This window comes from Streptomyces sp. NPDC111656 (genome assembly GCF_055656965.1).
This window is the reverse complement of record NZ_JBVKCA010000050.1, coordinates 1-16,810: the sequence shown is the minus strand read 5'-3', so window position 1 is coordinate 16,810 and position 16,810 is coordinate 1. Positions and strand designations below refer to the sequence as shown.

Sequence of the window (16,810 nt, the reverse complement as noted above, 5' to 3'; positions counted from 1 at the left end):
GCGAAGGGGGTCCCTCCCTGTTCGAGCGAAGCCGAGAACTTGGGGGCGCGTGCATGGCGTCGCGGGGCAGACGGGAATGTGACGACAGGGCCTAGTGCAGGACCTTCTGCCGGACGACGATGTGACCGGCGTCGGGGTCGAGGCTCCCGCCGAGCCTGCGGAAGGCGCCGTCGGTCAGGTCCAGGCACTTGGGTTCCTGCTTCGTGCGCTTGAACGTGCCACGGTCGTTGATGCGTACGACCAGGGACTTGCCGTTCGCCACGTTGGTGACCTTCACTCTGGTGCCGAAGGGCAGCTGGTGCTTGCGGGTCAGCGAGGTCGCCGCTGTGTTCTTGCTGTTGTCGAAGATGTCGCCGTTCGCCGTGGTGCTGCCGGCGGGTATCGGGCCGTAGTGCGTCGCCCAGCACTTCGGCTTGTGAGCCTGTGCGGAGTCGGTCGCGGCGGAACTCGCCGGAGCGAGGGCGACGACGACGGTCAGTGCGGCTGTTCCGGCCGCGAGGAAAGCGTGCAGGATCCGCTTGCTCATGTCGTGAGCCTCGTTTCTCTTCTCTTGTCGTTGGATCGAGATCGGAATATCGAAAGGGCGGCAGAGGGCCTTTTCAGGCCGCCGCCCGATAGGCGGCGCCCACCCGGTTGGCCTTCGCACCGTGGTACAGGCCGGTGCCGTCGCCGCGGTTCGTGGAGAGGGTGAACCACGCGTAGCGCCGGACGTACGACAGATGCTGGAGCATGGCTGTCGACTTCTTCACGAATGCGGCCTGTTGCGCCTCGGTCGGATAGCGCGGGGTGCCGGACGAGAAGTCGGTCAGGGCGTATTCGGTGAGCCAGATCGGCTTCTTGTAGCGCCTGTGCACGGCCTCGATGTAGCTGCGCAACTGCCCTGTCGCTCGCTGGGAGTTGAAGTCGGCGCCGTACCAGTGCAGGGGAATGAAGTCGACCCGGTAGTGGCGGGCGGCAGCGCCCTTCATGAAACGGTCCAGCCAGCCGCCGGCGACATCGCCGCCGGTGGCCACGGCGGGAGCGCCGAGGCGCAGACCGGTCGACTGCAGCCGGGGCCACAGGTCAAGCGCCTGGTCGACGGTCATGTTCGCCTGGTCCGGCCTGTCGGGTTCGTTGAAGCCGAGCAGGGTGCTGCCCTGCTTCTTCGCCTGGTCGAGCTCCTTCTTGGTCACCGAGCCCTTGTCATGGATCATGGGCACGAACTCGACACCTCGCGGCGGCTTGATTCCACCCTTGCTCGAGGACCAGGTGTAGAACCACCCGACGTTCGAGTTCGCGAGCGCCTTGGTGACGCCGTTGAACTTCCAGGCGCTGATGCCCTTCTTCTTCGCCGCGGAGGCGGCGGCAGCGGAATGGCTTCCCGCCGCGAACACGGTGGGCGTTGCTCCCTGGCTGCCGGCCACGAGCACGGCCGAGAGCAGTAACGGCAGGGCGAGGAGGCGTACTTTCGGCATGACGTCCCCCCGTCGTCAGCAGCTGAGGTGCCGGCCGGTGCCGACGTGGAGCATCTTGGTGAACCTCTTGTACTTCGCGATCCGGTCCCGCATCTCGGCCGTGTTGCTGCCGTTGCATTCGAGACCGCCGTTGATGCTGCGGATGGTCTCGCCGAAGCCGCCGCTCCCGGCCATCGCGTGGTGGGGCGTCATGGTGCCGGGGCCGGACTGGGTCATCCAGTACCAGAGCGCGAGCTTCCAGGTCACGACGGAGTTCTTCGCCGCGAGGTCCGGGTGGTGCAGCAGGTCGACGTGGAACTTGTCACCGGCGGCCTTGTAGTTGTAGTTCCAGCTGATCTGGAGCGGGCCCCGGCCGTGGTACGCGGACTGGCCGGCGGGGCAGCCGTACGGCTCGTCGGCGCAGTACGTCGGCCAGTTGGCCTTGTTCTGCTCGTTGATGTAGATCAGCCCGCCGGTCTCGTGGCTGACGTTCGCGAGGAACGCGGCGGCCTCACGCTTCCTGGTCTTGGCGTCACCGGTGTGCGCGAAGGCCGGGAACGCCTTCATCGCCTTGACCAGGCCCTTGTAGGTGTAGAGCTTCTTGTGGTGCGGGAACATCTTGTTGTACTGCGCCTTGCTGACGACGAATCCGCCCCGCTGTTCTGCGGCGGACGCCGTGTCGACGCTGAGCCCGATCGCGGAACTCGTGATCAGTACGGCCGTGAGAACGGTCTGGACAGTGCGTGGTTTGCGCATGCGGAAACTCCTTGCGGTGGTGGTCGGTTCAGAACGGGGTCAGCGTCAGGCGCATGTGCTGGGGCCTCGGGTCCTCGATGTAGGAGGCCCAGTCGGCGACGTCGTCGAAGGCGAAGCCGTAGGCCTTGCCGTTGGTGGTCGCGGCGTGGATGGCCTTGGCGTAGTGGTTGGTGACGGCGGTGCCGTAGAAGGCCGAGGCGTGGGTGGTGGGCTGCTTGTGGTGGCTCAGCAGCGTCGAGCGGTTGAACCCGGCGCCCAGGGCGGCGGCGACGGGGCCGGTGGTCCCGTCGTTGGGGGCGGCGAGCGCCCCGTCGCAGAAGAGCACGTCACGGGTGGAGGGCTTGGCGAAGGACACCTGCGCCGGACCGGAGAAGGTGAGCCGGTGGTCCCTGACCCGGCCGGTGAAGGTGCCCGCGTTCGTCCTGACGAGGAGGTTCTTGTCGCGGTAGGTGTGCCAGACCTTGTCGATGTAGTGATCGAAGTAGTGCTGGGGGAACAGGCCGGCGTCGAGGCCGTGGCTCGGGGCGATGACGCGCCGGTTCCCGATGACGAGCCGCGAGAAGTCCGGGTGGTTCCGCAGGGCGTGGAAGACCTGTGCGCGGCCGCCGGCGCGCATCCGGCCTGTGCTGTGGTTCTTCGCTCCGTCCAGCCCGATCATCATCGGAACGCTGAACATGTCCACCATCGTGGTGTTGCAGTGCATGCCGGCCGCGTCGTGGGTGAACTCCACGAAGTCGTGCAGTACCGGGTAGTTGGGGTCGGACGCCACCCAGCCGGCCGGCTGCTGCAGGCCGATCCTGCCGTCGGCGCCCCTGACGGCCTTGAACTTCAGCTTGTGGCCCAGGGCCACGTAGATGCGTCCGGACATGCGCGGCAGTCGCAGCGTGGTCGCGCCGCGGGCGGCCAGCGGGATGGCGTAGTCGGTGAAGCCGCCCGCGTGGTTGTCGGAGAGTTTGACGGGGACCAGGGTGCCGCGCCGGGTGACCCGCACCTGCCGGTCTCCCTTGCTGCCCACGATGTACAGGTGAATCGCGTGGTTGGCGAACTTGCCGCTGCTGTTGACGACCGTGAGCGGCAGCCCGCCGCGCGCTGCCTCAGCGGCCGGGTCGGCGCTGTCGGAGTCGGCGAAGGCGCGCGGGGCGCCTGACAGGAGCGCGGATCCGACGACGGCGGCCCCTGCCATCGAGGCCAGCGCCTGTCGGCGGCTGGGCGGTTGGGCATCGGACGAGAACATGCGGAAGAACCTCTTTCCGGTGCTGTGCATGACGGAAAACGGGTCGGAGGGGGTGAACAGGCCTGCGTGCCACGCCTGTTGGCTTGCGGGCTACGGGTGTCCGGCGCTCCAGCAGCCGTCGCCCCGGCAGTTCTTCAGCCGGGTCAGCGCGGTGTGCAGCTTCGCGAGGCGGGCCCGGCTCAGCCGTCCGGCGATGTTGTGCAGCTCGTCGGGGTCGGTGCGCAGGTTGTAGTACTCCTTGGCGCCGCTGTCGTATTCGACGTAGGTGTAGGAGTTCGTGCGCATGGCGTGGTAATTGGGCGGGCTGATGCTCTCGGTGCCGTGGTTGTCGGGGTCGTCGGGAGCCTGCTGGGCGTGGCGGTGCTCGATCAGGTTGGCCGTGCGCCAGCCCGCATCCGATCCGCCGTCCAGGAGCGGGAGCATGCTGTGCCCGTCCACCCGGGACGACACGGCTGCGCCGCCGATCTTCTCGAAGGTGGGCGCGAAGTCGATGTTCGACACCTGGGCGCGGCTCGTCCGGCCGACCGCGACACCGGGGCCGGCGATCACCAGCGGCACGCGCACGTCGGTGTCGAAGGCCGTCTGCTTCCCGGCCTTGAGGCGGTACTCACCCAGGTGGAAGCCGTTGTCGGAACTGAAGACGACATAGGTGTTGTCGGCGACGTGCGCCCTGGTCAGGGTCTGGCGGAGCTTGCCGAGCATCTCGTCGACGGCCTGGAGCGCCTGTGCGCGCTTGCGGAACTTCTTGTCGATCGTGTTCTTCTCGCTCCGGGTCAGCGGATGCTGCCGGGCCAGCCACGGTGGCGCGTTGGTGGGGAGCTTGTCGAAGGCGGGACCCTGCGGCGCCTTCAGTCCGGGGAAGTCCTTCTTGTCCCTGCGGGCCGGCCTGGACGGGCCGTGCGGCGTAAAGAGGGCGACCTCCAGCATGAACGGCTTGTGCGCCGCCGCGGACTTCTTGATGAACGACTGCCCCTTCTTGCTGAGGACGTCGGTCAGATAGTCCTTGTTCCTGTTCCCGTGCGGTTCGATCGTGTGGTTGTGGGCGAGCTTGTAGTTGTACTCCGGGTAGCCGTTGCCGACGACGTCCCACTGGCTCCAGCCCTGCGGTACGTACGGCTGCTGGCCGTCGACGGTGGACCTGGGGTCATAGCCGTTGAGGTACTTGCCCATCATCGCGGTGCGGTAGCCCTCGGCCTTCAGCGCCGCGGCAAAGGTGTCCTTCTCCAGCCCGTTGTCGTGGAAGGCGTTGAAGCCGCCGTTGGGTCCCTCGTTGCTGAGCACGCCGGTGTTGTGCGGGTACTCGCCGGTGAAGATGGACGAACGGGACGGGCAGCAGAGCGAGTTGCTGACCACGAAATCGCTGAACGACGTGCCCTGCGACTGGAGCTTCTGCACCTGGGGCATGTACGGCAGCAGATTCGAGGACATGTCGTCGGTGAGTACGAAGACGATGTTCGGTTTGGCCGCGGCGGATACGGATGCGGCCGGTTGCGTGACGGGTCGGGTGGTGGCGGCTGTCGCCGCCCCGCTCACTCCGCTCTGGACGGAGAAAGCCATCGCCACCAACCCGACTGTCAGTGCCAGTAATTGACGAGTACGGATCATGCTTGGAGCGTTTCAGCGCGATTCCGGTCCAGTCAATATTTGTTCGCCTCTCGTCGAATTATTCCGAACCGAGGTCAATTAATCCGCCTCGAAGTCAATTAATCCGCGAAGGCGGCAACTCACGGACAGGACAGGAGGAGATGCGTTCTCGTTTCCCGGCGATGTGTGCACCATTCCGTCCGGGGCTGCCGCATCATGTGATTTGATCGGTCTTCTTCCGGCAGACTCGTTCGACGCGGTGAAACCGAGGTGTGCATGGCAGGCGGGACCGGACGGGTACTGGTGATCGACGACGACGCGGCGATACGACGGTCGCTCGCACGGGGTCTGCGGCTGAGCGGATTCACCGTGGACGTCGCGGACGGCGGTCGTACCGGTCTCGCGGACGCCCGCGCCGGCCGCCCCGACATCATCGTCCTGGACATCTCCATGCCCGACCTCAACGGCATCGACGTGTGCCGGGCCCTGCGCGACGACGGCGACGACGTACCCGTGCTGATGCTCTCCGCACTGGACGAGACGGCCGACCGGGTGGCGGGTCTGCAGGTGGGCGGGGACGACTATCTCGTCAAGCCGTTCGCGCTCCAGGAGTTGGTCCTGCGGCTGCACGCTCTGCTGCGGCGCCGCCCCCCGGCCGCCGCCGCCACCGTCCGCGTCGGCGGCCTCCTGCTCGCCCCCGCCTCTCACCAGGCCGTTCTGGACGACCGGCCGCTGCAGCTGACCCGGCGCGAGTTCGCGCTGCTGGAGGTCCTGGCCCGCAACGCCGACATCGTCCTCACCCGCGAGCAACTGCTGGACCTCGTATGGGGGTACGACTTCCAGGTCCGCAGCGACGCCGTCGACACCTTCGTGAGCTATCTGCGGCGCAAACTGGAGGCGGGCGACCGGCCCAGAATCCTGCACACCGTGCGCGGGGTCGGCTTCGTCCTGCGCGCGGACCGCCGGCCGTCGCACAGCGAGGGCACGCCGTGAAACTGTCCACCCGCATCGCGCTCGCGGTCGGCGTGAGCGTGCCCGTGCTGGTCCTCGCCTCCGGCTGGTTGCTGCTGCACCTGGTCGGCAACGACCTGCGTACACACGAGGACGACCAACTGCGCGCCCGCGCGACGGTCGTGGCCAAGAACGCCAAGGCGTACCTGGACGTGGCCGACACCGACCACCCGCTCCTGGAGCGGGTCCGCCGAGGCCGGCTGGTCAACTCCGCGCGGGACGTGGGCATCCGGCTGACCGGGCCACGGGGCACGATCTCGGCAGGCCCGCAGCCCGATCCCTACCCCGCGCTGCCCCGCAACGCCCCGGACCCCGTCAGCGTGACCTCCGGCGGCAAGGACTGGCTCGTCCTGTCCCTGCGCGTCGGTGCGGCGAAAGAGGGCACCACGCCGAACCTGTGGCTGCTGTCGCCGGACACCGCCGAGGACGAACTGACCCTGGTGCGCGGACGGTTGCTGACGGGAGCGCTGCTGGCCGCGGCGCTCGCCGGAGCCGCCGCCTGGGCCATCGCCGCCAGAGCGGTTCTTCCCCTACGACGGCTGCAGCGGCGAACCAGCGGTCTGGACCCCCGGGCCAGCAGCGTACGTCTGGAACACTCGCCGACCCGGATCGCCGAGGTGGATGACCTCGCGCACACGGTGCAGACCGTGCTGGCCCGCTACGACGAGCAGGCGGCGCGCACCGGGGAGGCGCTGACCACCGCCCGTGCGTTCGCCGCGACCGCCTCTCACGAACTGCGCACCCCGTTGATGAGCATGCGGACCAACCTCGACATCCTCACCGACCACCCCGGACTCGACCCCGAGGACCGAACGGAGGTCCTCGGGGAACTGGGGCGCGAACACGCCCGGCTGGTGGGTCTGCTGGTGATGCTGAAGGCGCTCGCACAGGGCGACCTGATCGAGGCGGACGCGTTCACGTCGCTGGACCTCGCGGAGCTCGTGGAGGCGTCGGTCGCCGACCTGCGGCGCACCCGCCCCGACGCCGAAGTGTCCGTACGCGCCACCGCCGGGGTACGCGTCCACGGCTGGGAGCAGGGGCTGCGCTCGGCGGTGGACAACCTGCTGGCCAACGCCTGGACCCACGGCCGCGCCGCCGACGGCGTCGCCCGCATCGAGGTGACCCTGCGTGCGCAGAGTGCCGGGCACCAGGCGGCTGCCGTACTCGCCGTGGACGACCACGGCCCCGGCATTGCTGCGGAGCGCCGCGAGGAGGTCTTCGAGCGCTTCCGCAGGGGCCCGGACAGCCCGGGCTCCGGCCTCGGCCTGACTCTTGTCGCCCAGCAGGTCGCCCTGCACCAAGGCCGGATCACCGTGTCGGGCCGCCCCGACGGGCGGCCCGGCACCCGCTTCGAGGTCAGCCTGCCGGCCACGCGCGTCCAGGACGTGGCGCACACCCTGCCGCTGCTGCCCCGCGACTGGCTCACCGGCACGCCCGAGGCGCTTCCGGCTCGCCCGGATCCAGGTCCGTCGGGCGGCGTGTCAGGGTAATTCCGCGCGGGTGATATCCGCTCCCTACTGCTCCTCCCGGTCGAATTAATCCGCGCCAAGGACAATTAATTCCGGCGGTAGACTCCTTGCAACTTTTCCCGGTGTCCCTGCATTCTCGATGCGGCATCCGCTCTTCTGCCCTGGTCAATTCTCGCGGAACGCCGACCGCCTCGTGCGGCGCACGCCGTCGCGTATCGGACGACGCGTCACGGCAGTCCTGGGCGACTCGCGACCGGTGACGAGCGACGTGGCGTTCCCTTGCGAAGGACCTGGCATGAGCACTGAATTGCGGATCGCGTCCACGGCCGCCTGCGGCGAGGAACTGGTGGAGCGGGCCCGTATCGCGGCACGGACGCTGGAGACGAGCACCGCGCGGAGGGAGCATGGTCTGCGTCCGGCGACGGACTCCCTTGCGGCGGTACGGCGGGCCGGGCTGTTCGCGATGACCGTCCCGCGTGCCTCCGGTGGTGCCGGAGCCACTCTGCGGACCCAGGTACGGGTGATCACCGAACTGGGGCAGCGGTGTCCGTCGACGGCATGGACCACCGCACTGTCCGCGGCGTTGAAGACCGTGTGCACTTCGGTGTTCCCCGAGGCTGCCCGAGAGGTTCTGTTCGCCGACCGCGACGCGGTCGTCTGTGGTTCCGCCACACCGCTCAGGGCCCACGGCGAGCCGACCGGTTACGGCTTCAGCATCTCAGGGCGGTGGCAGGCCCTCACCGGCTGCGAGGACTCGGCGTGGACGGTCCTTGCGGTGCCCGTACTCACAGAGGGTCAACCCATCTCGCACTGCCCGGCGTTGGTCTCCACCAGGGACCTCACGGTCGAACACCCCCGGCACATCACCCGCATGGCGGGAACGGACAGTCACACGCTCGTGGCCCAGGACGTGGTGGTACCCCCGGCGCACGTGCTGTCCTCCGCCTCCGCGGCGGTCCGGGCCCCCGACTCCCCCGCCGGCGCGACGGCACAGCTCGGTATCGCCGTCGTCATGCTCGCCCCGCTACTCGGAGCCGCACGGGGCGTCCGGCGTGCCATGGAGGCGGCCGCCGCCTGTCGGCTCCTCGACTCGGCGACAGGGCGCGTCCTGCGCGTAGCGGACGCTCTCGATGCCCGGCTGCTCCGGGCTCCCGCGAGCTCCGTGTTCCTCCCCGCGCAGGAACGCGCCTGCCTGCGGGCCGAGTTGGTCTCCGCCACGCAGGAATGCCGGGAGGCTGCGGAAAGGCTGCTGGACCCGCATGACCTGGGCCGCTGCGCCCCGGCCACCTCACTCCCCCTCATCCGGCACGACCTGGCGGCACTCGCACACCTCCCGCAGTTCAGCCCCCACACCATCGCGGCGGACTTCGTCGGGCTTCTATTCGGTCCGGGGACAGCATGGACGTCTTCGAGAACCCGTTGAAATCGTAGAACGGGCGCTCCTCATGCCGCCGGGGGGCTCCGGTGCGACGATGCGTCGCATGAAGCACCCGCTCGACACGGCCCACGACCTGATCGGCAGTACGGAGCCCGACTGGCGGCCCACCCCGGGCGCCCAGGTGACGGACCGGATCCAGTTGGGGGACTTCCTCCGCCGTCGCCGTGAGGCCCTGCGCCCCGAGGACCTCGGCCTCCCCCGGCGCCCGGCGTCGGACTCCCGGGCCGCGCCGGGACGAGGTGGCGGCGCTGGCCAACATGTCCACGGCGTACTACGAGAGCCTCGAACAGGCCGTGGCCCGCAGCCGTCGGCCTCGATACTCGCGAGCCTCGTGACCGCCCTGCGCCTGACCCCCGACGAACGGCACCATGTGTACCTGCTGGCCGGGCAGGCGCCGCCGACGCCCGCCGAGGCCCCGGACTACGTCGACCCGGGCCTTTCGTACAGACTGGACGCGCTCGCCGCCACGACACCCGCGCTCATCTGCGACGACCTCTCCAACGTCGTGGCGCAGAACCCTCTGAACATCGCCCTGTTCGGCACGTTCACCGACCGCTCCGGTCACGAGAAGAACCTGACCTGGCACTGGTTCACCTCCGCGCACTGGCGTTCCGTGCTGCGCTCGGCATCGCCGCAGGAGGAGGAGGCGACCAGTCTGTCGTACGTGGCCGACCTCAGGGCCACCCTCGCCCAGCGCGGCCACGACCCCGCCGCCGCGACACTGGTGGCCGATCTGCGCTCGGCCAGTGCGGAGTTCGCCGAGATGTGGGACCGGCATCGGGTGTCGACGCTGCGCTGCTCGACGAAGTCCGTCTTCGACCGCCAGGTGGGACGCCTTGACCTGGACTGTGTCGTCCTCGCCAGCCCCCTGTCCCGGCAGCGGCTGCTCCTGCTGCAACCCGTGCCGGGCACGCCGACCACGGACCGTTTGAACCGACTCCAGCGGTTGATCCAGGAGGTCAGCTGAAGAGGACGCCCCGCAGTATCCGCGTGAGGTGTTCGGTGAGTTCGTCGGACGGCATCGAAGCAAGAGGTTCGGTCCGCGCGATGTACCGGCTGAACGCCACCCCGATCATCTGCGCCCCCACGAGCGCCACGCGGGTGTCCAGGTCGTCACCGGGGGCGGCGGTCCCACCGGGTGCCAGGACGGACCGGTAGACGGCGGTGCTGTGCTCCTGCATCGCGACCAGGAGGTCCGACGCGGCACGTTGGTCAGATGCGGCGCTGCGCAGCAGGGCGATCAGCGGATCGTTGACGGCGTCGGTCTCCAGTCGCCGTACGAAGGCACGGGCGATCCGGTCGGGCAGCGTGGCCGGGTCACCGGCCGCGACGTCCTCCAGGTCGCGGTTGCCCGGCACGGCGGCGAGGAACAGCCTTTCCTTGGAGGCGAAGTGACGCGTGATCAGGCCGTGCGTGACGCCCGCCCGGCCGGCGATCTCACGGAGGGTCGTACGGGCGTATCCGCGCTCGGCGAAGGCTTGGCGGGCCGCCTCGATGATGGCCGCCCGGTGTCCCTCGGGATCCCTCCGACGCCTGCGCGACTGCTCGGCGACCGGCTCTATGTCGTTCACGACACCTCCTTCATGTGATCACTCTACGGCGGCGCGACACATTGTCCGCCGCGACTGCTACGTTAGTATCCACTTGGATATTAACTAGGGAGATGGATCTCGTAGTGAGTGCTGAGACACCCGAAGGCGGCGCGGCGGTCGCCGAGACCCGCCTGCTGCACAAGATGCACAGGGCCGCGACGTCCTTGCTGGCGGAGGCGGCGCAGCGGGACACCGCTCCCGCCACTGCCCTGGCGGAGTTGCGTGACTTCCTCGTGGCGGCGCTGCGGCACCACCACGAGAGCGAGGACGACGTGCTCTGGCCGCAACTGACCGCCGCGGACCCCGAGGCGGCCGCCGGGCTGGCGGACCTGGCGGCCGAACACGACGCGCTGGACGCGGCACTGGACGCGCTGACGGCCGCTCCCGTGCGGGATGCCGACGAGCGGACGGCGCTCGTCGACGCGGCGGTGGCGGTACGCGACCTGGTGCACACCCACCTGGAGCACGAGGAGCCGGTGCTGTTCCCGGCACTGACCACACACATGTCCGACGAGGCCTGGGCGGAGTTCTCCCGCGCGGTCATCGCCTCGGCCCCGCCCGTGGGTGCCCACCTCAACATCGGCTTCTTCCAGCAGGTCGGCACGCCCGGCGAACTCGCGATCGTCACCGCCAACCTGCCGGAAGCCGCCCTGCACCTCGTCCCGGCCATGCACGAGCAGGCCAAAGCCACCCTCAGCAGCCTCCAGGCCGCCGAATCCGGAAGGACCTTCACAGCATGACCAGCACACTCATCGTCGGCGGCAGCGGCGGACTGGGCAGCGTCATCGCCGAGCACTTCGTCGGCCGCGGCGACGACGTCATCGTCACCGGCCGGGACAAGGCGCGGGCCGAGGCCGTAGCGGCGCGCATCGGCGGCGGCACCCGCGGGCTGGCGCTCGACCTCGGCCGGCCCGAGACCATCGAGGCCTCGCTCGCGGACGTGACCCAGGTCGACCACCTGGTGATCACCGCTGTGGGCCAAGCGGCCAACACACTCGCAAAGTTCAACATCCCGGACGCGGTCTCCGCCGTGACCATGAAGCTCGTCGGCTACGCGGAGACCGTCCGCGTGCTGCGCGACCGGTTCACCCCGCAGGCGTCGGTCGTGCTCTTCGGGGGGCTGGCCAAGGAGCGCCCGTACCCCGGCTCGACGATCATCAGCACCTTCAACGCCGGGATCACCGGCCTGGTCAGGACACTCGCGGTGGAGATCGCACCGCATCGCGTCAACGCCCTGCACCCCGGTCTGATCGGCGACAGCCCCAAGTGGCGCGACGTCCCCAACCCACCGCACTCCGCCCAGACGCCGATCGGACGGCTGGTGACCATGGCCGAGATCGCCGACGCCACCGACTTCCTGCTCCGCAACACCGGTATCAACGCCCACGACCTGCACATGGACGGCGGCCTGCTCGCCACCTGACGGCCCGGTGCTCACCAAGTGGCACATCCGCCGACCCAGCGCTGACATCTTGACGGTAACGACACGAACGTACGAACAGATGCACGACATACAGCAGGCCCTCGTCCCTGCAGCCGCACCTGCCCCTGAAAGCGGGCAACACGCGGATCAGGTACTGCGGTTGCTACGCGAGTCGGGACCTATGACACGAGGTGAGCTCGGCGCGCGGTGCGGCCTGTCGCGTACGACGCTGTACAAGGTCGCCGGCAGGCTCGTGGACAGTGGGCTGGTGATCGCCACGGTCTCGGACGCCGAACCACGGCGGCCGGGACGCCCCGCGGAGAAGCTCGCCCTCAATCCGGCGGCGGGCCGCCTCCTGGGCATCGACTTCGGCCGATGCCACGTGCGGCTGGCCGCGATCACTGTGGCAGGCGACGAGATCAGCACGGTCGGCGGGACGCACTCCCCCGCCGCTCCGTGGTCCGAGCGCATCGCCGTCGCACGGCTGCTGGCCGCACGACTGGCCGGTGCCGTCCCTCGCCTCGGCCTCCTCGGCGATGTGGGAGTCTCGGTGGCAGTCCCTGCCACCGTCCCCTTCGCCGGCCACGATGAGCGGGCGTTGGCCGACATGCTCGGCCGTGGCCTCGGCGCCCGAGTGCGGCTCGGCGACGGTCCGCGGTTGGCGGCGCTGGCCGAGACGGTGTGGGGCGCGGCCAAGGGCTTGACGGACGTCCTGTACCTGGAGTTGTCGGAGCGGGTCGGCGGGGGCCTGGTGACCGGTGGCGTGCTGCACCGCAGCGCTCACGGCCGGTCGGGCGCGTTCGGGCACATCCTCGCCGAGCCCGCGGGCGCGCCCTGCTCCTGCGGTGGCCGGGGCTGCCTGCAGACGGTGGCGTCGACCACGGCGGTGCTCGAAGCCTTCCGGGTCGCGGCGGATCTGCCACAGCTGGCGGCCGCACTGAGCGCAGGAGAGGAAGCCGCGCACGCGGTGGTACGGCGGGCCGCGATCCACGCGGGCAGGGTTCTGGCCGGGCTGGCCAAGGCGCTCGGGCCGAGCATGGTCGTGGTGGGCGGCGAGCTCGTCACTCTCGGACCGCCCCTGATGAAACCGCTGGAGAACGAGGTGCGGGCGAACGTCGTGACCTACCGTTCATCACCGCAGATGCCTGTCCGTCGGGCCGAGTTGGGCGACTTCGCCGCAGCGGTCGGCGCCGCCTCGCTGCTGCGGTCGCCCAGTGACGCCGCTTCAACCCAGTCCGCCAGAGCGTGAACAGCTGAAGTCGCCCTCCAGGCGGGCACTTTGTGCCATCTCCGAGAGGGCACCGGTCTGTCGGGATCGCCGGCAGCGGCTCTTCGCCGCGCTGCGGGCGGCGACGGCTCGTTCCAACAGAGCCGGATCAGCCGGGATGTCGGGGTGGCTCAGCATGAACCTGACGTCGCCGACAGCACACAACTGCCCCCCGATGAGTCGCTCACTGTTCACGCCCTGAATGCCGACGGCACCGACGGATGGCTGTCCGGTCATCCTCGTCCGGGAGAAGCCTGCCCAGTTGGTCGGGATCTTCCCGGGTTCGCGCGGCTGGGCGGCCCTGTCGCTGGAGGCCGGCCTGACCTGGAAGAAGAACCCTAGGGTCGGAGCCGGCTCACAGGCCCGTGAGGGCCTGCCGGTGAGCGCTTGGGCGATCTCCGCCAGAGTTGACATTCGAGGTAGGCAGCAGCGGTGGCGTTGTCGCCCTGCCCTCGCAATGTCCGGAACCCCTGCCGCGCGTGCCGAGAGAGCCAGTTGCTCGGCGAGATCTCCGCCGACTGCTACGACGAGGAAGGGGACAAGCGGCTGAGGGGGATGCGATCGTGCGTCTGGCCCCAGGCCGATGGGTCTCGGATGAAGATCGTCGGGTCGGTGCCGTTCGCGTGGCCGCGAAGGATGCCGTGATGACCGCCCACGCGGCGGTCGTCAGGAAACTGTTCGGTAACTGACACGATCAGCGGTGCGTCGTCGAGTCGGGTGAGAAGGTCTGCGTGCGGGAAACGCAGCCGGCGGGGCACCGCGGTGGCCTTTCGGCGGCGGATCTCGTCACGGCCATGAGCTCGTTCGCGGGAGTGGTGGCCACGCGGGATCTCGGCCCACGGCAGATGCGCGAGGAAGGCGTGAAGCTTCGGGTGGTTGTCCTTGACGATCGCGATGCAGTGCGCGTTCTTGGCCTCGACGAGGAAGCGGGCGTGGGCGTACTGGGTGTGCAGCGCGTCGAAGGTGGCCGTCCACCCGGCCGGGTCCAGCGGGGCCAGGAGCGGCACGTATGCGGTGATCTCGCCTTTCCTGTCGGGGACTTGGCGCTGGGGCTCAACGCGGCGCGTTCGCCATGGGTGACGGCGCCGATCAGGTGCACGGCACGCCTGGTGGCGGTGCACGGACCGCATCACCTCGCAGGCCGCCTCAGAGGACGGTGCGTACTACGTGCTCACGTCGATCAATGTTCCGCTCATCAACCTCGGGCGTATCGTCCTCGAACAGTCAACGAGAGGGGTCGCCGTGGTCCTTTCCCACCCGCTCTCGGAGGACAAACTGAGGGAGCGCTGATGCAGTTCAACCACACCAGGCTGTTCGCGGCCGGTACGGCCTGATGGGTTCCTGGATCCTGGCGGTGCTCTTTGTGAGCCTCGGGCTAGCCTCCGTGCGTCTCCAGAAGGGCCGACGTCTTCTAGGCCTGATCAAGGCCTCCACCACCACGGGAACCCTGTGCTACCTGCTCGGCTGGTCTCAGGTCTTCTTCGCCTTCCCGTCGCACGCATGTCCCGACTTCGACTACATGCGCCCCGTCGTCCACTTCGACCGCTACGAGAACAGCGTCTTCCCGCTGCAGGCCACCTGCTACTGGGACGACGGTCAGCAGAAGGAACTCGTGAGCGGCTGGGTCAATCCACTCCTGTTCACGTGCATGGCCGTGTTGACCGGCTGCTTGGTGGCACTGGCGGTCCTCGCCTACCGCCGCTACCGGAAACAAACGAGTTGAGCGACACCACGCGCATACTCACCGACGTCAAGCCGTCTACCGCCCGCCGAGGGCAGTCCAGCGCATCTCACCGGCCGCCCCGCCCCATGCGGTCAACCGACCTCCACCTTGAAGGGGCTTCCGTTACGGACGCCCAGGACTGCCCTCACCACCAGGGGGTCCGCCGAACCCTCCACCGTGAACTCGGCCCTCCCGATACCCAGGCGGGCGGTTTTCTGTCCGCGGTAGCGGAAGTACACGGCTATTTCGTGCGGACCCGTGGTGACGGGGATTTCCGTCGTCCCCCACTGCGCCGCCGATTCGGTCCCATCGACGTCCATGAACGGGCGGGTGAAAGCCAGGTGGAAAGGTCGGGCTATCCATGAGGGGCGAATCTCGATGCTCAGTCGTGCCATCACTCATTCCTTGTCGTTGCAATTCTGTTTTCCGTCTCCGTGCGGCCCGCTCGGCGCTCAGGCCGAGCCGAGCACCGATTCCGGACGGAATCCGCGGGCGATTCTCAGCAGGCTCCCGACGATGACGGCCGCGGTGACGCCACCCGCGCCGAGCAGCAGCCGCAGCGGTGTCACGTTCCCCAGGCCGAGCGCCAGCGTCAGCAGGGCGCCGAAACCGGGGAGGATCGTCACGATGCTGACCACCGCGCCGCCGTTGCCCGCCAGGCCACCCTGGCCGGGCAGCGACAGGCGGGGGAAGAGCAGGCTGAGCAGCAGTGCCAGCGCCGCGCCCGCCCACGCCGAAAGCAGCGGCAGCAGCAGCGACAGCACCACATAGCTGCCATCCACGGAGAGTCCGTCGTGGTGGAGTCGGCTGGAGACCAGCAGGGCCAGGGCGCCGAGCCCGCTCATCACCGCCCACTGGCCGGTCGTGACGACCAGGGCGTAACCGAGCAGCCCCGCGGCGATGCACGCCGGGGTGTACGGCGCCCCCAGCATCGTCTCGAGTGCGCCCACCCCGGCCTCCGCGCCCACCACATTGCGTCCCGCCAGGCTCGCGCCGACGGTGCCGTGTACGGCGATCACGCCCGGGATCAGCACCAGCAGCAGCCCGGTGGCGACCGCGTCGGCGTTCGCGCCGTACTCCATGCCGAGCCGCGCGCTGTCCGCCGCGCCGTTCATGCTGCTGTCGTCCGAGACCAGAGGCAGCACGACGGCGACCGTGACGGTCAGTACGAACGGCATGAAGACGGTGGCGAAGTTGCGCAGGCGTTCCTGCCTCATCCGCCACAGCAGGGCCTGGGCCAGAGTCCGCGACCGCGCCAGGTCGAATCCGGCGATGGTCAATCCTGTTCCCCACTGTCTCCAGCCTCGCGGAACGAAGCCGCTCGCTGGAGTTCACCGCCGGTGCAGAGGTGGGGAATGGCGGTGACGTCCACGTGGCTGTCGTGCATGTTCGCGCCGGACACGGCGACGGCGAGCAGGATGCCCTGGGCATCGGACGGCACGTGCAACTTGCTGCCCTTCTTGCCGTGATCGGCCGGGTTCGGCCCGGTCAGCGATCCCCCCTCTTGGCGCGAACGGAGGCCGCGTCGACGATCCCCGAGGTCCAGTCCACCTCGCCCCGGGTCCCGAGTTCGTCCAGCCGCTGGTCAGCGCGTAACCAGTGCCGTGAACACGGCCCGCTCGTCACACGGAGCGGTCCCACCACCTTGCGGACGAGCAGCGAACGACGGCAGCAACGGGGCGGCCAGCTCCCAGAGTTCATCAGGAACCAGACGTTTCGATAGATCAGCACCCACGACCGGCATCATGCCGCACGAACATCAAGTCACGTGAGACAACCTCTAAGCCCAATGCCGTTGCTTTTGCCGTGGGCGTAGGCTGGTTGGTTGTGGGTCCCGGGGGTGGTTCGGGTGGCTGCGAGTGCGTCTGACTTATCGGGTC

General features: G+C 69.0%; 18 protein-coding genes. 8 read left to right on the top strand and 10 right to left on the bottom strand.

Annotated elements, in window-relative coordinates; translation table 11 throughout:
• Nucleotides 1-91: 91 nt before the first annotated feature.
• The 5 genes from ACZ7M3_RS51955 to ACZ7M3_RS51935 form a co-directional block, all read right to left on the bottom strand.
• Complete coding sequence (locus tag ACZ7M3_RS51955) at nucleotides 92-526, bottom strand: septal ring lytic transglycosylase RlpA family protein (protein WP_472073722.1); 435 nt, start codon at nucleotides 524-526, stop codon at nucleotides 92-94.
• Nucleotides 527-599: 73 nt separating this feature from the next.
• Nucleotides 600-1,454: a glycoside hydrolase family protein gene (locus ACZ7M3_RS51950; protein ID WP_472073720.1), complete on the bottom strand. Its 855-nt coding sequence runs from the start codon at nucleotides 1,452-1,454 to the stop codon at nucleotides 600-602.
• A gap of 15 nt (nucleotides 1,455-1,469) precedes the next feature.
• A complete protein-coding gene (locus ACZ7M3_RS51945; protein ID WP_355311386.1) occupies nucleotides 1,470-2,189 on the bottom strand; it encodes a chitinase in 720 nt (239 codons plus the stop codon).
• Between the two features lie 28 nt (nucleotides 2,190-2,217).
• Nucleotides 2,218-3,453, bottom strand: a complete 1,236-nt coding sequence (locus tag ACZ7M3_RS51940) for a beta-1,3-glucanase family protein (protein ID WP_472073718.1) — start codon at nucleotides 3,451-3,453, stop codon at nucleotides 2,218-2,220.
• A gap of 60 nt (nucleotides 3,454-3,513) precedes the next feature.
• A complete protein-coding gene (locus tag ACZ7M3_RS51935) occupies nucleotides 3,514-5,028 on the bottom strand; it encodes a sulfatase family protein (protein ID WP_472073716.1) in 1,515 nt (504 codons plus the stop codon).
• Nucleotides 5,029-5,283: 255 nt separating this feature from the next.
• Here ACZ7M3_RS51935 and ACZ7M3_RS51930 point away from each other — a divergent pair, with 255 nt between their 5' ends.
• The 4 genes from ACZ7M3_RS51930 (at nucleotide 5,284) to ACZ7M3_RS51915 (ending at nucleotide 9,892) form a co-directional block, all read left to right on the top strand.
• Nucleotides 5,284-6,000 carry a response regulator transcription factor gene (locus ACZ7M3_RS51930; protein WP_472073714.1) on the top strand — a complete coding sequence of 239 codons (717 nt, stop codon included), beginning with the start codon at nucleotides 5,284-5,286 and terminating at the stop codon, nucleotides 5,998-6,000.
• Entirely contained in the window at nucleotides 5,997-7,508 is a 1,512-nt protein-coding gene (locus ACZ7M3_RS51925) for a sensor histidine kinase (protein WP_472073712.1), read from the top strand. Before ACZ7M3_RS51930 ends, ACZ7M3_RS51925 begins: the two co-directional genes overlap by 4 nt.
• A gap of 274 nt (nucleotides 7,509-7,782) precedes the next feature.
• On the top strand, nucleotides 7,783-8,910 hold the full coding sequence (locus ACZ7M3_RS51920) for an acyl-CoA dehydrogenase family protein (protein ID WP_472073710.1): 1,128 nt from the start codon (nucleotides 7,783-7,785) through the stop codon (nucleotides 8,908-8,910).
• Nucleotides 8,911-8,968: 58 nt separating this feature from the next.
• Entirely contained in the window at nucleotides 8,969-9,892 is a 924-nt protein-coding gene (locus ACZ7M3_RS51915) for an MmyB family transcriptional regulator (protein WP_472073708.1), read from the top strand.
• Here the strand turns inward: ACZ7M3_RS51915 and ACZ7M3_RS51910 are convergent.
• Nucleotides 9,885-10,496 carry a TetR/AcrR family transcriptional regulator gene (locus ACZ7M3_RS51910; RefSeq protein WP_472073706.1) on the bottom strand — a complete coding sequence of 204 codons (612 nt, stop codon included), beginning with the start codon at nucleotides 10,494-10,496 and terminating at the stop codon, nucleotides 9,885-9,887. The two genes, ACZ7M3_RS51915 and ACZ7M3_RS51910, sit on opposite strands and share 8 nt — an antisense overlap.
• A 104-nt stretch (nucleotides 10,497-10,600) precedes the next feature.
• Between ACZ7M3_RS51910 and ACZ7M3_RS51905 the strand changes: the two genes are divergently transcribed.
• The 3 genes from ACZ7M3_RS51905 to ACZ7M3_RS51895 all read left to right on the top strand — a co-directional run bounded on the left by ACZ7M3_RS51905 (nucleotide 10,601) and on the right by ACZ7M3_RS51895 (nucleotide 13,189).
• Entirely contained in the window at nucleotides 10,601-11,257 is a 657-nt protein-coding gene (locus tag ACZ7M3_RS51905) for a hemerythrin domain-containing protein (protein ID WP_355311394.1), read from the top strand.
• Nucleotides 11,254-11,940 (top strand): SDR family oxidoreductase, encoded by a 687-nt coding sequence (locus ACZ7M3_RS51900; RefSeq protein WP_472073704.1) that lies wholly within the window; start codon nucleotides 11,254-11,256, stop codon nucleotides 11,938-11,940. The genes ACZ7M3_RS51905 and ACZ7M3_RS51900 overlap by 4 nt, the downstream gene beginning before the upstream one ends.
• A 181-nt stretch (nucleotides 11,941-12,121) precedes the next feature.
• On the top strand, nucleotides 12,122-13,189 hold the full coding sequence (locus tag ACZ7M3_RS51895) for an ROK family protein (protein ID WP_472073702.1): 1,068 nt from the start codon (nucleotides 12,122-12,124) through the stop codon (nucleotides 13,187-13,189).
• A 539-nt stretch (nucleotides 13,190-13,728) separates the two neighbouring features.
• Here the strand turns inward: ACZ7M3_RS51895 and ACZ7M3_RS51890 are convergent.
• The gene (locus ACZ7M3_RS51890; RefSeq protein ID WP_472073700.1) at nucleotides 13,729-14,214 is read right to left on the bottom strand and encodes a hypothetical protein; all 486 of its coding nucleotides are present in this window, start codon (nucleotides 14,212-14,214) and stop codon (nucleotides 13,729-13,731) included.
• A 326-nt stretch (nucleotides 14,215-14,540) separates the two neighbouring features.
• Here ACZ7M3_RS51890 and ACZ7M3_RS51885 point away from each other — a divergent pair, with 326 nt between their 5' ends.
• On the top strand, nucleotides 14,541-14,930 hold the full coding sequence (locus tag ACZ7M3_RS51885; RefSeq protein ID WP_472073698.1) for a hypothetical protein: 390 nt from the start codon (nucleotides 14,541-14,543) through the stop codon (nucleotides 14,928-14,930).
• 92 nt (nucleotides 14,931-15,022) lie between these two features.
• Here ACZ7M3_RS51885 and ACZ7M3_RS51880 read toward each other — a convergent pair whose 3' ends face one another.
• From ACZ7M3_RS51880 to ACZ7M3_RS51870, 3 genes are read right to left on the bottom strand one after another with little or no spacing between them, the layout of a single operon-like run.
• On the bottom strand, nucleotides 15,023-15,325 hold the full coding sequence (locus tag ACZ7M3_RS51880; protein WP_450430968.1) for a hypothetical protein: 303 nt from the start codon (nucleotides 15,323-15,325) through the stop codon (nucleotides 15,023-15,025).
• 57 nt (nucleotides 15,326-15,382) lie between these two features.
• Complete coding sequence (locus tag ACZ7M3_RS51875; RefSeq protein WP_472073696.1) at nucleotides 15,383-16,210, bottom strand: hypothetical protein; 828 nt, start codon at nucleotides 16,208-16,210, stop codon at nucleotides 15,383-15,385.
• The gene (locus ACZ7M3_RS51870) at nucleotides 16,207-16,371 is read right to left on the bottom strand and encodes a hypothetical protein (RefSeq protein ID WP_472073694.1); all 165 of its coding nucleotides are present in this window, start codon (nucleotides 16,369-16,371) and stop codon (nucleotides 16,207-16,209) included. The genes ACZ7M3_RS51875 and ACZ7M3_RS51870 overlap by 4 nt, the downstream gene beginning before the upstream one ends.
• Nucleotides 16,372-16,810 lie beyond the last annotated feature (439 nt).

Coding starts and splice junctions, on each gene's coding strand:
- ACZ7M3_RS51880 (WP_450430968.1), bottom strand. CDS start 15,325: ATGGCACGACTGAGCATCGAGATTCGCCCCTCATGGATAGCCCGACCT.
- ACZ7M3_RS51920 (WP_472073710.1), top strand. CDS start 7,783: ATGAGCACTGAATTGCGGATCGCGTCCACGGCCGCCTGCGGCGAGGAA.
- ACZ7M3_RS51895 (WP_472073702.1), top strand. CDS start 12,122: ATGACACGAGGTGAGCTCGGCGCGCGGTGCGGCCTGTCGCGTACGACG.
- ACZ7M3_RS51900 (WP_472073704.1), top strand. CDS start 11,254: ATGACCAGCACACTCATCGTCGGCGGCAGCGGCGGACTGGGCAGCGTC.
- ACZ7M3_RS51915 (WP_472073708.1), top strand. CDS start 8,969: ATGAAGCACCCGCTCGACACGGCCCACGACCTGATCGGCAGTACGGAG.
- ACZ7M3_RS51935 (WP_472073716.1), bottom strand. CDS start 5,028: ATGATCCGTACTCGTCAATTACTGGCACTGACAGTCGGGTTGGTGGCG.
- ACZ7M3_RS51950 (WP_472073720.1), bottom strand. CDS start 1,454: ATGCCGAAAGTACGCCTCCTCGCCCTGCCGTTACTGCTCTCGGCCGTG.
- ACZ7M3_RS51945 (WP_355311386.1), bottom strand. CDS start 2,189: ATGCGCAAACCACGCACTGTCCAGACCGTTCTCACGGCCGTACTGATC.
- ACZ7M3_RS51885 (WP_472073698.1), top strand. CDS start 14,541: ATGGGTTCCTGGATCCTGGCGGTGCTCTTTGTGAGCCTCGGGCTAGCC.
- ACZ7M3_RS51955 (WP_472073722.1), bottom strand. CDS start 526: ATGAGCAAGCGGATCCTGCACGCTTTCCTCGCGGCCGGAACAGCCGCA.
- ACZ7M3_RS51940 (WP_472073718.1), bottom strand. CDS start 3,453: ATGCACAGCACCGGAAAGAGGTTCTTCCGCATGTTCTCGTCCGATGCC.
- ACZ7M3_RS51930 (WP_472073714.1), top strand. CDS start 5,284: ATGGCAGGCGGGACCGGACGGGTACTGGTGATCGACGACGACGCGGCG.